The organism is Pseudomonas sp. TE6283, assembly GCF_054060555.1.
Genome location: NZ_JBSSDH010000001.1, coordinates 90,447 through 103,721, shown reverse-complemented (window position 1 = coordinate 103,721; position 13,275 = coordinate 90,447). Strand labels below are relative to the sequence as shown.

The following is a 13,275-nucleotide window of genomic DNA, read 5'->3' as shown; positions in this document are numbered from 1 at the left end:
GAGCGGGCTTGCCCCGCGATGGCGTCGGCACTGCCAGTCAACCTCTCCAGGTTGGCTTACGCTCTGGCATTGCCCGGCCTGCAGGAAGACAGAACGCTGCAGCCACACGCCAGCTGCGCAGGTTCGAACACCAAGGGGATGTCGTTGAACAGCACGGTGTTGTCAGCGCTGGATACCAGCGCGAACTCCCCCCCGTGCAGCGGGCAGGCTGCGCGATCACCGAGCACACATTGCGGCACACCATTGATCAGTACACCGCGGCCCTCGATCATCCGACCGCCACCGCTATGACGGTCACCCTTGCGAATCGCGCCGTGTCGGGCCATGGCTCAAGGCTCCTCGGTCGTGTGCATGACGGCTTGGTAAAGTCCTTCCGGCATGGCTTGTGGATCGTATTTGCAGACAGCAGCCATAAAACGCTCCAGCAACTCGTCTTTTTCCAGTCGGGTGCCTGGCGGGCAGGTGAGTGCTGCATAGGGGGTTGTCATCAATGGGTGATCGATGAAGGGATTGGCCAGCTTCAGTGATCGTCGCAGGTTCAGGATGGCGAGAATCTCGGCAGGGTAGACGGCCTCGAAGGGAGAGCCGAATTCGAAGTTACCTGAATCAAGTTCGCGGGAGTTGAGGGCGATGCGCTCGACATGGGTGTCGCAGGCTGCCATCAGAATAGGCAGCAGTTTCTCTGGATCGGGCTCGCGCCAGTGGGCAACCAGTTGGCCCCAGGCTGGATCACGGGGCAGGGCGTGTTTGTCGAGGTCCAGTGGTTTGCCCAGCCAGTCGCCAATGATTGCCAGACCGAAGGCGGCGTAACGTAGTGTGGTGCCGATAGGGAGATCGTGTCCATCACTTACTCCATAGCCATGCCTAAGACCTGCGAAGACAGTCTGATGAACTGGGTGAATTAAGTTGAACTGGCCACAAGCCAGTGTACAAAGCATGAGGTGGGTAAGGTCATCCAGTGTTGCAAGACCTAACTCTTGAGTGTCTTTAAGTTTATGTGTTCGAATTGTGTCTGCGGTAAGCATTTTTATGATTGCATTGGCGAACTCCATTCTGGTCGAAAAGTGTTGCTTGATTGTGGCTGATGCTAGGGTGCTCCCTAATTCAGTCATGCCTATTGCAAATAACTGCTGGCTTGCTTTGTGGAAGTTTTCGGCTCCATTAGCATAATCAATGATCAAATGTTCCCTGGCTGGGAAGCTGTTCATTCCCCAAGAGGAAATGTTATCAATGTTTTTTTGAAGGCGTACAGATATATTTTTTGTCATTTTTAGTTCCGGTGGTTGATTTGAATGCCTGTCATGTTATTTGTTAGTTTGCTCAGGGAACCCTGTGCGTCGAAAAATACTTGGGCGTGCATATAGGATATTTTTCTATCGTTGAATGCAGTGTTGATGGCGTCAATTTTGTCTATGACGTTTGGGTCTGAGTTGATTAGTTTATGGGGATCCCATCCTTGGGTTTTTTTCTCAATAAGCCGCTGAATTCTCCTGATATTGGCTTTTCCACCGTTTTGTTGGGTCTTTAGAAACCCCGGCGTCTTGGTTTTCCCCAACGTCGTCTTCACCTCGATCACCAACAACGTCCCCTCGGCAAACTGCAACTCTTCCATCGGCGCCACCCCCTTGATCCCATCGATGTGATGCCGCATCTGCTGGTTCGTCGGGTTGCGCACGCTCATCGATGGCGGTGGCGGCACGTAGACCAGCATGTCGATGCCCTGGTCGCTCTTGTTCTTCAAACCGAACTGGCTGGCTCGTGAGGGATGGGTGCTCATGCCGAGGATGTTCTCCGGCTTGACTTTCCAGTGGCTGACCAGTGCTCCATGGACGTATGGGACGATTGCTGGGCTCAACCCAATGGCGGCTTCTGCAGTACTGCTTCGTAGAGCCCCTCTGGCATGGCCTCCGGGTTGTATTTGCAGACAGCGATCAGAAAGCGCTCCAGCAACTCATCCCTTTCAAGTCGGGTGCCCGGCGGGCAGGTAAGCGCCGCATAGGGGGTTGTCATCAATGGGTGATCGATGAAGGGATTAGGCAGCTTCAGTGATCTCCGCAGATTCAGGATGGCGAGAATCTCGGCGGGGTAGACGGCTTCGAAAGGAGAGCCGAATTCGAAGTTACCTGAATCAAGCTCGCGGGAGTTGAGTGCAATGCGCTCGATATGGGTATCGCAGGCTGCCATCAGAATAGGCAGCAGTTTCTCTGGATCGGGCTCGCGCCAATGGGCAACCAGTTGGCCCCAGGCTGGATCACGGGGTAGGGCATGCTTGTCGAGATCCAGTGGTTTACCCAGCCAGTCGCCAATGATGGTCAGGCCAAAGGCTGCATAACGTAGAGTAGTACCAATAGGAGGAGTATGACCGTCCCGAACACCATAACCATTTTCCAATCCGGAAAGTACGGTGCTGTGGAATGGGGCAATCAAACTGATATCGCCAGTAGCTAGCACGCCAAACATGACTTGTACAATACCATCCAGGGTCTCAAAGGAGACATTTTGGGTATGCTTAAGTCGTTTGATTAGTATGGAGTCAGCTATTAATAGATTTGTGAATCCCAGTGCAAGCCTTCTGGATGCTGCTGACTGTGGAGGGTTGGATGGTGTTCTGAAAACTCTACCTATTTCGGTCATTCCATGTTTGAAAATCTCGTTTGCAGCCCTTCCAATGGAGCCTGTTCCATTTAGATAGGATTCAATATTCTCATGGTTTAGTGGGAGTTCGCTCAAAGCCCAGGAGGGTAATGTGGCTAAGCTTTTTCTTAGACGGTTCATGAAGTTACCAGTTGTTTATCTGAATGCCAGTGGGGTTGCCAACCAAGGTGTTTGGTTGGCCATTGGGGTTGAAAAATACCTGTGCGTGCAGGAAGGAGAGTTTCTCGTCAAGTAGGCCATTCTCAACAGCCTGCAGTTTGGAAGCGAATTCAGGGTCTGCTTTCCTTAGGTTGTCAATTGTCCAACCCTGATGTTGCCTTGTGATTAGCCCTTGGATACGCCGTAAATTTTCCGATCCTCCGACTGCCTGCGTCTTTAGAAACCCCGGCGTCTTGGTCTTCCCCAACGTCGTCTTCACCTCGATCACCAACAACGTCCCCTCGGCAAACTGCAACTCTTCCATCGGCGCCACCCCCTTGATCCCATCGATGTGATGCCGCATCTGTTGGTTCGTCGGATTGCGCACGCTCATCGATGGCGGTGGCGGCACGTAGACCAGCATGTCGATGCCCTGGTCGCTCTTGTTCTTCAAACCGAACTGGCTGGCTCGCGAGGGATGGGTGCTCATGCCTAGGATGTTCTCCGGCTTGACCTTCCAGTGGCTGACCAGCGCCGCGGCCAGTGCCTCTTCGCCCGCGTTGGCCACCACCCGGGTCAGGCCGCCGCCCATGCGCACCGGCCCGACGGCGTGGCTGATCAGCGCCACCAGGCGGTCGCGCATTGTCGTGGCCATGTAGGCGTAGTCGGCACGCCCGCCGACCACCTCCAGCGCTATCCGGCTGGCGTTGCGGTCGATGGCGTGCAGCTCGCTGGCGTGCACCGCCAGCCCGCCGTCGCGGGCCGGGCGGTCGATGCGGGTCTCGAGCACGCTGACCTCGCCGGCCTCACGCCGGCCCAGGCGGCGTACCTGTTCCTCGGTCAGTGCGGCGTTGTCCAGGCGCACCGTGGTGACGCTGCCGGGCCGCAGCTTGTGCATCAACCAGCGCGCGCCGCCCAGGGCGTTGGGCAGCAGCAGGGCCAGGTTGATGGCCATGAATACCTGCTTGCCCCGGGCCTCGGCGGTGGTGGGGTTGGCCAGGCTGGCCAGCTCGGTGAAGAACGCTTCGCCGATACTCAGGCCTTCGCCGGTGATCATGCGGCTGCTGCCGTCGACCATGGCGTCGGCGGCCAGGGCGCCCTCCAGGGCGAGGAAGGCGTAACGCCCGGTGCTGACGCCGCCGCGAATGCCGCGCACCACCGGTACCGTGGCCAGCAGGCCGAGGGCGAGTTCGGCGGCGCCCTTGACGCCCTCCCAGGTGCGCGACCTGGCCTTGGCCTCGGCGAAGTGGGCGGCCAGTTGCGTGCAGGCCTGGTCGACGGGGTAGAGGCCGCTGGGCGAATGCCAGGTGTAGGGCGGGCTGATGTGCCGTTCGCCCTGGTCGTCCAGGTACTCCTCGCGAGGTGTTTCGGACCAGCGGGCGTGGGTGAAGGTGGCGAAGTAGATGCTGTGGTCGGCGAAGAAGAAATTGCTGTGCAGTTCGAAGCCCATGCCCTGGTGGGTGCGCACGCCCATGTGGTCGAGCACGGGCGGCGCCAGGTCGTCCAGGCGCATCTGCTCGTCGACGCAGACCAACTGCAGTTTTTCGCGGGCGGCGAAGGCATGGAACTCGGCGAGCCAGGCATCGCCGTAGGTGCTGCCGGCCTGCTCCAGGACCTGCTGCAGAAAGGTGTCGCGATGGTTGCGGGCCGTGTCGCGGATCCACGGGTTGTCGCGGAACCAGGCGGGGCCGACGCCCTGGCGTGGAATGCCCAGCAGGAAGTCGCAGCCCTCGTTGCCCTCGAGGGAGAACATCGCGCCGGGGAGGGTGCAGGGAATGCACAGCTCGACGGGCTTGGGCAGGTTGCCGTCGAGAACGTCCTGGTAGATCTTGTCCAGGGATGAAATAGCTGTTTCAGGCATGGGGCACGACCTCCACCAGCGTGCGTTGATAAGTCGTCAGTAGCCCGGCCAGCGTGGCGCGTCTTTCCCTGGAGGATGTTTGCTGGTCCAGTGCCGCCATCCACTCGGTGAACGCTGCGCTGAGGAAGAAGGCGCGGCCGAACACGATCGCCAGCAGGATGTGCTGCACTATTTGGCTACGTTGCAGAGCGGGCTGTTTTGTCAATGCATCGGAGAGCTTCGGGATGCGCCAGCCGTAATGACGGTAGGCGAGCACTTCCTGGCCATTGAGCTCGCGATGGACCAGGGGCGGCAGGCCATAGCGCTCACAGGCATCCGTTTCGTAGGTGCGGTAGATCTTCTCGTGCGTCTCCAGCGCCAGGCCTCGGCGGGTCATGAGCCGGGCCAGCGTGTCCCAGAGCCGATCCATCTCCCAGGTGTCGTCATGCCAGCCCAGCAGGTCGAGGAGGACGGCAAGCATGCCGGGCAGCACAGCCTGCTGGCGCTTGCCCTGGGCAATCGCCTGCGCGGTCAGCAGGTGCAGTCGTTGGTCATGGTGCAGCCCATCAACTTCAAGCAGCGAGCACAGTGGCTGGCAGCTGGGGTCGTTCCACCAGGCGAGCCCCAGGAGCACGTGGATCAAGGTCTGCGTGGCGTACTCCGTGGCGTCGGGGGAGTCACTGCTCCAGGTGATGCTGCCCGCCTGGTCGATCAGGTGGGGAAGACGCTCCTGGGTGATGGGTAGATGCGCCAGCGCATCGAAGTGCTCCTTCAGGTAACGGACAAGCTGGCGATTGGCGTTTTGCCGGGAGGCCGTGGTCAGGGCGTCGAGGTCGAGGGTGGGCAGTTTCACCGGGCGACCTCCCCGGACGGTGCCAGCCAGGCCAGGCAGCCGTCCTGTTCGCAGTCTTGAGCGGTTTGTTCGAACAAGGGTTGAACGCCTTGTACCAGGCCTGTCTGGGGGACATGGAAATACAGCTGGCGTATGCGGCCATGGGCGAACAGGTCTGCCAGGGCCTGCGGTTGTTGCGCCAACGAGGCCACATACAGGTGCAGCGAAGCGGGATCGCCAAGGCGCAGGAGGTAACGCTGTCTACCCTGTTGCACTTTGCCGAAACGCCGAAAGTGCGATGCCAGTTCCGCGAGCGGCAGGGTGCTCTGGACCACGGAGCAGGCGAACGTCGCCTGTCGGCTTGCGAGCCAGGTATCGAGGTCCGTGCCGGGTGACACCTGCAGGAGCAGTGGCGCATGGTTTTCCAGGCCTGGGCGCAGGTGCAAATGCCAGAGGTATTGGTAATGCGCGCCATGGAACTCGAGCCGCCCCGGCAGGCCAGGCACGGCGCAGGCCTCCGCCAGCAGGTACAGAGGCTGTTCGGCGCTGACTGGCGCACCGGCCTCGCTCAGTTGCCGGTGCAGGCTCATGCGTCATCCTCCCCGGCAAATGGGCATTCCTCGATTAGCGGTGTCCCTTCACGGATTGCCGCTTCGATGGCTTCGACCTGGGCCTGGACCGGGGGATGGTAGGTGACGTTGCCCTTGAAGCGGATGTTGGGGGCTTCGAGGGTGATGCCGTCGGCGTCCAGGATGATCTTGCCGGCGGGGCCGCGGATATGGATTCGCTCGGTGCCCTGCAGCATGTACGACGGTGTCAGCAGGCGCTGGGCCGTGCGGACCTCGAGGGTCTGGGTGCCCTCGATGATCAGCGTCTGGTCACGCCCGATGCTCAGGTGGTGGTCGCTGCCGATCGTCTCGCTGCAGGCGTTGCCGATGGTGTGCACCAGGTTGCGGTCGATGTCGGTGAAGCAGTCCTGGCGCACATGGTCGCGGCGGTCGCGACCGGTGCTGAGTGTCGCGTCGCGGGCAATGCAGGTGCTGCTGTCTCGGCCGGTGGAGAGGGTGCGATCGTTGCCCACGGTGTGGCTTTCATCGTGAAGGATCTTGGTGTTGAGGTCCTTCTGCGCATGGATGAACACTTCCTCTTGCCCCAGCTCATCTTCGAAACGCAGCTCGTTGAAGCCTTGGCCCTTGTGGGTCTTGCTCTTGATGGTCATGCGCGTGCGGTGCTTGGGCAGCTCGTAGGGCGGCAGCTGGTTGCCACAGTAGGTGCGCCCGGTGATCATCGGCTGGTCGGGGTCGCCATTGACGTACTGGATGATCACGTCCTGGCCGATCCGCGGGATGGCCATGGCCCCCCAACTGCCCCCGGCCCAGCTCTGGGAGACGCGCACCCAGCAGGAACTGAACTCGTTGTTCTGGGTCTCGCGATCCCAGGGAAAACTGACTTTCACCCGGCCCCACTCATCGCAATAGATTTCCTCGCCGGGCGGGCCAACAACGGTGGCCATGTGCGGCCCGTCTACCTGTGGCTTTTCCAGGGGAGCAGGGCGCCACTCAGTTCGACCGGGCACCAATACTGCGGTCTGCTCGTAGCGCGTGCTTTGATCGACGCCAACGGCTTCTTCTTGCAGGCTGGTGAACTGGCTGCCTTTGTGCCTGACCGATTTCACTCGCCAATGGGTGTTGAGATCGTCACGTGGGTGACCTGCCAGGTTGAAGCTGAGGCCCGGTTGCAGGCGAACATCGTCACCCTCAACCTCTGCAACACGCACATCGTGACGCAGCGCAGTGATGCGGTTTTCAGTGAACGGTTTACCTACGACATCGCGCTTGTAGCGGCCTGGATAGTCGAAGTACTCGTATTCGGTGGATTGATGCTCCAAGAAGGGGCCGGAGGCTCTGTGCTCCTGGCGGTAAGCTGGGTTGGTAAAGGTGTGGTCGCGCTGAACCTGGCGTGCCGTGCGTACCTGTTCGCTGTAGTTCAAGCGGCGCAGACAAGGCATTGGCTGGTCGCCACCGCTGTTGGATTGATACAGGACGGTGTTGGGATCTACCGGCTCATCGCCATCAAAGAAACCTTCGTCTTCATTTTCGGCCTTGATGGCCCCATGACTGATCAACCCCAGTGATTGCAGCCGGTCAGTGATGATCAACTTGTGTAGCTTTTCGCTGTGGGCGAAGCGATAGACGAAGCCTTCTTCGGCAGCAAGGCGAGCGATGAACGCCAGGTCCGTCTCGCCGGCTTGAACGCAGAACTCGCGGACCTGGTGGTCCATGCTGCTGCGCAGTTCATACTGCTCGATGCCCTGGCGCTTGAGCATCAGCTCGAGAATTTGCGGCACGGTCTTCTGTTGGAAGATGCGCCAGTTCGAGCGCAGGTTGGCACGGGCCAGCTGTGGTTCGATCAGCGCGTGGTAGTAGGTGCGGTAAAAGCCACTTTCAGCCTGGCTGAAACGGCTGACCAGACCGTGCACGTAGCGCACCGGGCGTTCGCCTTCCCAGAGGGTGAAGAGCACAGGCTTGTCGAGCAGATGGCCGAAGTCGATATCGTTTTCGAAGCTGATGAGGGTCAGTTCCAGCGTGAAGGGCGTGCTGACGCCCTCGCGGAGTTCGAACGACACCACTTCGAATTCAGCGTTGCCAACCAAAGGCTGGAAGCTGTAGCGCAGGTCGGATTGGATTGGCATTGACGGCCCTCGTCCGGTTCTTGTCGCGCCGCTGTGCGTACAGGGGCGTTCGGTTGCAAGACATGGGCACCGTAAAGGGCTGGAAAGCGAACGTCTTGCCAGTACTTTCCTTGTGATGCGTGGGAAAGTTCGCTGATTGCAGGGGGCAGCAGGGCATCACGCCCGCTTCCAGGCTATTTCAACCAGGCGTCTGTGCTTGCGAGGCAAGACTTGCCCTGGATCAACGCCGCACAGCGCGTTCAGGCAGATGCTCAAGCTCTACCATTCGCTTGAGAGGACCCCGGCCATGAGCACCACGTTCTTCATCCCCGCCGTGAACATCATGGGCATCGACTGCCTGGACGAGGCGATGACCGCGATCGCCGGCTACGGCCTGCGCAAGGCATTGATCGTCACTGATGCCGGGCTGGCCAAGGCCGGCGTCGCCGAGCGCATCGCCGGGATGCTGGCCATGCGCGACATCGATTCGCGGGTGTTCGACGGCGCCAAGCCCAACCCGAGCATCGCCAACGTCGAGGCCGGCCTGGCAATGCTGCGTCGCGAGGGCTGCGACTGCGTGGTCTCGCTGGGGGGCGGCTCGCCCCATGACTGCGCCAAGGGCATCGCCCTGTGCGCCACCAACGGTGGGCATATCAGCGATTACGAAGGTGTGGATCGCTCGGCCAAGCCGCAGCTGCCGCTGATCGCGATCAATACCACGGCGGGCACCGCCAGCGAGATGACCCGCTTCTGCATCATCACCGACGAGGCGCGCCATGTGAAAATGGCCATCGTCGACCGCAACGTCACGCCGATCCTGTCGGTCAACGACCCCGCGCTGATGGTCGGCATGCCCAAGGGCCTCACCGCCGCCACCGGCATGGATGCGCTGACCCACGCCATCGAGGCCTATGTCTCCACCGCCGCCACGCCGATCACCGACGCCTGCGCGCTCAAGGCCGTGAGCCTGATCAGCGACAACCTGCGCCAGGCGGTTGCCGACGGCGGCGACCTGGTGGCGCGGGAGAACATGGCTTATGCCCAGTTCCTGGCAGGCATGGCCTTCAACAACGCCTCGCTGGGCTACGTGCACGCCATGGCGCACCAGCTGGGCGGCTTCTATGACCTGCCCCATGGCGTGTGCAACGCGGTGCTGCTGCCCCATGTGCAACGCTTCAACGCCAAGGTCAGCGCCGCGCGCCTGCGTGACGTGGCCAAGGCCATGGGGGTGAAGGTCTGCGGGCTGGACGCGGAGCAGGGCGCCGGGGCGGCGATCTCGGCCATCGAGCACCTGGCGGCGGCCATCGGCATACCGGCCGGGTTGGCGGAGCTGGGGGCCAAGGTCGAGGATGTGCCGGTGCTGGCGGCCAATGCGTTGAAGGATGCCTGCGGGCTGACCAATCCGCGGGTGGCCAGCCAGGTGGAGATCGAGGCGATCTTCAAGGCGGCGTTCTAGCCCGGCGTCATCGCAGGACAAGCCCGCTCCCACGAGGGCTGTGCAAATCGGCCCTTGTGGGGCTTGTTCAGCGTTCGCGCATGAAGAACCCAGCCACGTACTTGCGGAAGGTCTCCAGGCTCTTGAAGTCGGCGTAGCGCTTGAAGTTATCGGCATCCGGCTCCGGCCCGATCGGCTGCTCCAGCAGCGACACCGACAGCACGCGGTCCTGGTCCGAGGTCAGTACCAGCTCGTCCATCACCTGGCCGCCGATCACCGGGCGGCGCATCAATACTTTCACCCCCTTGCTCGCCATCCAGTCGATCAGCGACACCAGCGCCTTGAGCGGCTCGCGCTCTTCGTCGCGGTACACCGGGAACAGGTGCCCGCGTGACAGCACCGGCACGCTGGCCACATGGATCAGCTCGTAGAAATGGCTGCCGGCGGTGGCCGGCGAGTACAGAGCCAGGGCCAGCAAGGGTCCTGAGGCGCGGTTGCCGCCCCAGTAATGGTGATGCCCCTGGAAGTCGAAGCCGTCCTCGCTGCGGTTGTTGAACAGCTTGCGGCCCTTGACCTGGTCGACGCAGTCGAGCAGCAGGCCATGGCGGCGATGGTTGCCGAACACCGTGGCCTCGCGCAGACGCGCCTTGAGCATCATCATGTGCTTCATGTCCAGTCGCGTTTCCAGATAGTTGCTGGCCGGCACCCGTTCCAGCAGCGGGTAGCGCCCGGCGACGCCGCGCAGCTCGGCAAACTGGGCGGTGAGGTCCTTCTTCAGGTGGGTGGCGTAGACGTTGAGGCCGCTGGCCTCGATCCAGGTCAGCAGCAACGACAGCAGCCGCTGCTGCTCGCGGCGCTCGCCGGGGTCGCGTGGTCCGGCGGTCGTTTCGCCATCACTGGCACGGCGGTAGTCGCCAAGCAGCCGCAACGGCGCGTCGGGCGCCAGCCAGGCCGCGGGAGGCGAGTTGTCCTCGGCGCTTGCGCCGGTCTCGCGTGCATCCTTGCTGAACGGGCAGCCCGGGGTGTGCTCGGGGGTGTCGGGGTTGTTGCGCAGGAACAGGGTGCCGGTGTTGCCGTTCAGCGACACGTTGAGCACCGGCAGGGCATCCTGGCGGCAATCGCAGGCCAGCCACTGGTTGGCGCTGCGCACTTTCATCAGCCACTGGTTGGCCTGCAGCAGGCGGGGGCCGGCCAGGGTGCCGGTGGCAAAACCGGCCAACAGTTCCTCTTCGGCCAGGGTCAGGCTGCGCACCTGCGCGCCGGATTTTTCGATGATACGCATTGAGAGGCAGCTCCAAGCTACAAGCCTCAAGCTTCCAGCAAAGCGCGATGGCTTTCAACTTGAAGCTTGCGGCCTGGGGCCCGCCGCTCACTGGCCGCTGAACAGTTTGGCGGCGCGGGCGCGGATTTCCTCGGGGGTGAGGTCTTCCTTGTGGGTAGAGACGAACCACAGGTTGTTGAACGGATCCTTCAGGGTGCCGCTGCGGTCGCCGTAGAACTGGTCCTGCACTTCGCGCACTGGCGTCGCGCCGGCACGCAGGGCCTGGGCGTAGGTTGTGTCGCAGTCCTCGACATACAAGTGCAGGCCGACGCCGGGGACCTCGATGTCCTCGCTGGGCTTGAGGCCGCCCTCCATGTCACAGGGTGAGCCGAGCATCAGCGACGAGTCACCGATTTTAAGCTCGGCATGGCCGACGCTGCCGTCAGGGCCGTCGAGGCGGAACATCTCGATGGCGCCGAAGGCCTGCTTGTAGAATTCGATGGCCTTGGCGGCCTCCCTGATGCCGAGGTAGGGGGTGATGCTGTGCTGGCCTTCGGGGATGGGTTTGACTGCCATTTTCGTAAGCTCCTTTCACGTGGGTTGTTGTTTGCAACAGCCTGGTGATTAGAGTCGTCTAGGCGGATGGTAAATCGACAGTCGAGTTATATCGATTGTCTATAAAAAACCTGTTTTGTGGCTGATGCGGTCGGTGTAGGAGCGGCCTTGTGTCGCGAAAGGCCGCTCCTACAGGGGAAGTGCGTGAAGCTTTAGAAAATGTAATCGGTCGTCAGGAAACTCGACTGCCGGTTACGGATGATCTCGCTGATCAGCTCCTTGTTCGCTTCCTGGAACTTGGTCGCCACCAGGGTACGGATGGAAAACACCCGCAGCGCATCATGCACCGACAAGGTCCCCTCGGCGCTGTTCTTGCGGCCGTTGAACGGGTAGGTGTCCGGCCCGCGCTGGCACTGGGCGTTGAGGTTGATCCGGCCGACCTGGTTGGCGAAGGTGTCGACCAGGGCGCCGATGGTCTCGGGGTCGTTGCCGAACAGGCTCAGTTGCTGGCCGTAGTCGGAGTCGAGCACGTAGTCGATCACCGTCTGCAGGTCGCGGTAGGGCACCACCGGCACCACCGGGCCGAACTGTTCCTCGTGGTAGACACGCATGTCCTGGCTGACCGGGTAGAGCAGGGCGGGGTAGAAGAACGAACCGCGGCTCTGCCCGCCGCCTTCGTTGAGCACTCGCGCGCCCTTGGCGGTGGCATCCGCCACCAGGCCGTCGAGGTAGTCGACCTTGCCCGGCTCCGGCAGCGGCGTCAGCGCAACGCCCGGCTCCCAGGGCATGCCCGGTTTGAGCGCGGCGAGCTTGCGTTGGAACTTGTCGAGGAACGCATCGACGACGTCCTCGTGCACGAACAGGATCTTCAATGCTGTGCAGCGCTGGCCATTGAACGACAGGGCGCCAGTAACGGCCTCCTCGACGGCGTTGTCCAGGTCGACCTGGGGCAGGACGATGCCGGGGTTCTTGGCGTCCAGGCCCAGGGCCGCGCGCAGGCGGTGCGGGCGCGGGTGGAGTTTCTTCAGGTCGCTGGCGGCCTTGTGGGTGCCGATGAAGGCGAACACATCGACCTTGCCGCTGGCCATCAACGCGCTGACGGTCTCGCGGCCACGCCCGTAGATGACGTTGATCACCCCCGGCGGGAAGCTGTCGCGGAAGGCCTCGAGCAACGGGCGGATCAGCAGCACGCCGAACTTGGCCGGCTTGAACACCACGGTATTGCCCATGATCAGTGCCGGGATCAGCGTGGTGAAGGTCTCGTTGAGCGGGTAGTTGTACGGGCCCATGCACAGCGCCACGCCCAGCGGCGCCCGGCGGATCTGCCCCAGGGTGCCCTGTTCGAGCTCGAAGCGGCTGGAGCGGCGGTCGAGGTCCTTGAGCGCGTCGATGGTGTCGACGATGTAGTCGCAGGTACGGTCGAACTCCTTCTCCGAGTCCTTGAGGTTCTTGCCGATCTCCCACATCAGCAGCTTGACCACCGCCGTACGCTGCTCGCGCATGCGCGCCAGGAAGGCTTCGACATGCTGGATGCGCTCGGCCACGCGCATGTTCGGCCAGGCGCCGCGGCCCTTGTCGTAGGCGGCCACGGCCGCGTCGAGGGCGGTGAGCGCGGTATCGGCATCCAGCAGCGGGGCGCTGCCGAGGATCACCTGGCGTTTGCTGTCGCCTTCCTTGAGCCATACCGGACTGCGCACGGTGGCCAGCGGGCCGTCCCAGCGGCGCAGCTCGCCACCCACCAGGTAGTCGCGTTGCTCCAGCGGCGCGCCCAGGCGCCAGGCTTCGGGGATGTCCTCGGGGGCGGGAAACAGCGAATCGAGCAGACGGTCCATGGGTACTGCACCTCTCAAATCCGGATGATGAAACGCTTCAGCTTGCGAGCATGCGC

12 protein-coding genes are annotated in these 13,275 nt (G+C 62.0%); 1 reads left to right on the top strand and 11 read right to left on the bottom strand.

Features of this window, described 5'->3' with window-relative positions; genetic code table 11:
• Nucleotides 1-56: 56 nt before the first annotated feature.
• The 8 genes from ACVWZ5_RS00450 to ACVWZ5_RS00415 all read right to left on the bottom strand — a co-directional run bounded on the left by ACVWZ5_RS00450 (nucleotide 57) and on the right by ACVWZ5_RS00415 (nucleotide 8,157).
• The gene (locus ACVWZ5_RS00450; protein WP_258802013.1) at nucleotides 57-326 is read right to left on the bottom strand and encodes a PAAR domain-containing protein; all 270 of its coding nucleotides are present in this window, start codon (nucleotides 324-326) and stop codon (nucleotides 57-59) included.
• A 3-nt stretch (nucleotides 327-329) separates the two neighbouring features.
• Complete coding sequence (locus tag ACVWZ5_RS00445) at nucleotides 330-1,268, bottom strand: hypothetical protein (protein WP_457340279.1); 939 nt, start codon at nucleotides 1,266-1,268, stop codon at nucleotides 330-332.
• A gap of 2 nt (nucleotides 1,269-1,270) precedes the next feature.
• Entirely contained in the window at nucleotides 1,271-1,777 is a 507-nt protein-coding gene (locus ACVWZ5_RS00440; RefSeq protein ID WP_457340278.1) for a hypothetical protein, read from the bottom strand.
• A 74-nt stretch (nucleotides 1,778-1,851) separates the two neighbouring features.
• The gene (locus ACVWZ5_RS00435) at nucleotides 1,852-2,775 is read right to left on the bottom strand and encodes a hypothetical protein (protein WP_260269850.1); all 924 of its coding nucleotides are present in this window, start codon (nucleotides 2,773-2,775) and stop codon (nucleotides 1,852-1,854) included.
• Nucleotides 2,776-2,779: 4 nt separating this feature from the next.
• Complete coding sequence (locus ACVWZ5_RS00430) at nucleotides 2,780-4,654, bottom strand: hypothetical protein (protein ID WP_457340277.1); 1,875 nt, start codon at nucleotides 4,652-4,654, stop codon at nucleotides 2,780-2,782.
• On the bottom strand, nucleotides 4,647-5,486 hold the full coding sequence (locus ACVWZ5_RS00425) for a hypothetical protein (protein ID WP_457340276.1): 840 nt from the start codon (nucleotides 5,484-5,486) through the stop codon (nucleotides 4,647-4,649). The genes ACVWZ5_RS00430 and ACVWZ5_RS00425 overlap by 8 nt, the downstream gene beginning before the upstream one ends.
• Nucleotides 5,483-6,055: a DUF4123 domain-containing protein gene (locus ACVWZ5_RS00420; protein WP_457340275.1), complete on the bottom strand. Its 573-nt coding sequence runs from the start codon at nucleotides 6,053-6,055 to the stop codon at nucleotides 5,483-5,485. Before ACVWZ5_RS00420 ends, ACVWZ5_RS00425 begins: the two co-directional genes overlap by 4 nt.
• Nucleotides 6,052-8,157: a type VI secretion system Vgr family protein gene (locus ACVWZ5_RS00415; RefSeq protein WP_084942383.1), complete on the bottom strand. Its 2,106-nt coding sequence runs from the start codon at nucleotides 8,155-8,157 to the stop codon at nucleotides 6,052-6,054. Before ACVWZ5_RS00415 ends, ACVWZ5_RS00420 begins: the two co-directional genes overlap by 4 nt.
• Nucleotides 8,158-8,443: 286 nt before the next feature.
• Between ACVWZ5_RS00415 and yiaY the strand changes: the two genes are divergently transcribed.
• Nucleotides 8,444-9,592, top strand: coding sequence for an L-threonine dehydrogenase (gene yiaY, locus ACVWZ5_RS00410; protein ID WP_084942384.1), 1,149 nt, complete (start codon nucleotides 8,444-8,446; stop codon nucleotides 9,590-9,592).
• A 67-nt stretch (nucleotides 9,593-9,659) separates the two neighbouring features.
• Here the strand turns inward: yiaY and ACVWZ5_RS00405 are convergent, their stop codons facing one another.
• The 3 genes from ACVWZ5_RS00405 to ACVWZ5_RS00395 form a co-directional block, all read right to left on the bottom strand.
• A complete protein-coding gene (locus ACVWZ5_RS00405) occupies nucleotides 9,660-10,853 on the bottom strand; it encodes a hypothetical protein (protein ID WP_062573842.1) in 1,194 nt (397 codons plus the stop codon).
• An 87-nt stretch (nucleotides 10,854-10,940) separates the two neighbouring features.
• Complete coding sequence (locus ACVWZ5_RS00400; protein WP_062573843.1) at nucleotides 10,941-11,408, bottom strand: VOC family protein; 468 nt, start codon at nucleotides 11,406-11,408, stop codon at nucleotides 10,941-10,943.
• Between the two features lie 191 nt (nucleotides 11,409-11,599).
• Nucleotides 11,600-13,219 (bottom strand): NADP-dependent glyceraldehyde-3-phosphate dehydrogenase, encoded by a 1,620-nt coding sequence (locus ACVWZ5_RS00395; RefSeq protein WP_084942385.1) that lies wholly within the window; start codon nucleotides 13,217-13,219, stop codon nucleotides 11,600-11,602.
• Nucleotides 13,220-13,275: the final 56 nt, after the last annotated feature.

What these genes read in the sequence shown, in the direction of transcription:
- ACVWZ5_RS00450 (WP_258802013.1), bottom strand. Translation starts at nt 326, where the DNA reads ATGGCCCGACACGGCGCGATTCGCAAGGGTGACCGTCATAGCGGTGGC.
- ACVWZ5_RS00445 (WP_457340279.1), bottom strand. Translation starts at nt 1,268, where the DNA reads ATGACAAAAAATATATCTGTACGCCTTCAAAAAAACATTGATAACATT.
- ACVWZ5_RS00440 (WP_457340278.1), bottom strand. Translation starts at nt 1,777, where the DNA reads ATGAGCACCCATCCCTCACGAGCCAGCCAGTTCGGTTTGAAGAACAAG.
- ACVWZ5_RS00435 (WP_260269850.1), bottom strand. Translation starts at nt 2,775, where the DNA reads ATGAACCGTCTAAGAAAAAGCTTAGCCACATTACCCTCCTGGGCTTTG.
- ACVWZ5_RS00430 (WP_457340277.1), bottom strand. Translation starts at nt 4,654, where the DNA reads ATGCCTGAAACAGCTATTTCATCCCTGGACAAGATCTACCAGGACGTT.
- ACVWZ5_RS00420 (WP_457340275.1), bottom strand. Translation starts at nt 6,055, where the DNA reads ATGAGCCTGCACCGGCAACTGAGCGAGGCCGGTGCGCCAGTCAGCGCC.
- ACVWZ5_RS00415 (WP_084942383.1), bottom strand. Translation starts at nt 8,157, where the DNA reads ATGCCAATCCAATCCGACCTGCGCTACAGCTTCCAGCCTTTGGTTGGC.
- yiaY (WP_084942384.1), top strand. Translation starts at nt 8,444, where the DNA reads ATGAGCACCACGTTCTTCATCCCCGCCGTGAACATCATGGGCATCGAC.
- ACVWZ5_RS00405 (WP_062573842.1), bottom strand. Translation starts at nt 10,853, where the DNA reads ATGCGTATCATCGAAAAATCCGGCGCGCAGGTGCGCAGCCTGACCCTG.
- ACVWZ5_RS00400 (WP_062573843.1), bottom strand. Translation starts at nt 11,408, where the DNA reads ATGGCAGTCAAACCCATCCCCGAAGGCCAGCACAGCATCACCCCCTAC.
- ACVWZ5_RS00395 (WP_084942385.1), bottom strand. Translation starts at nt 13,219, where the DNA reads ATGGACCGTCTGCTCGATTCGCTGTTTCCCGCCCCCGAGGACATCCCC.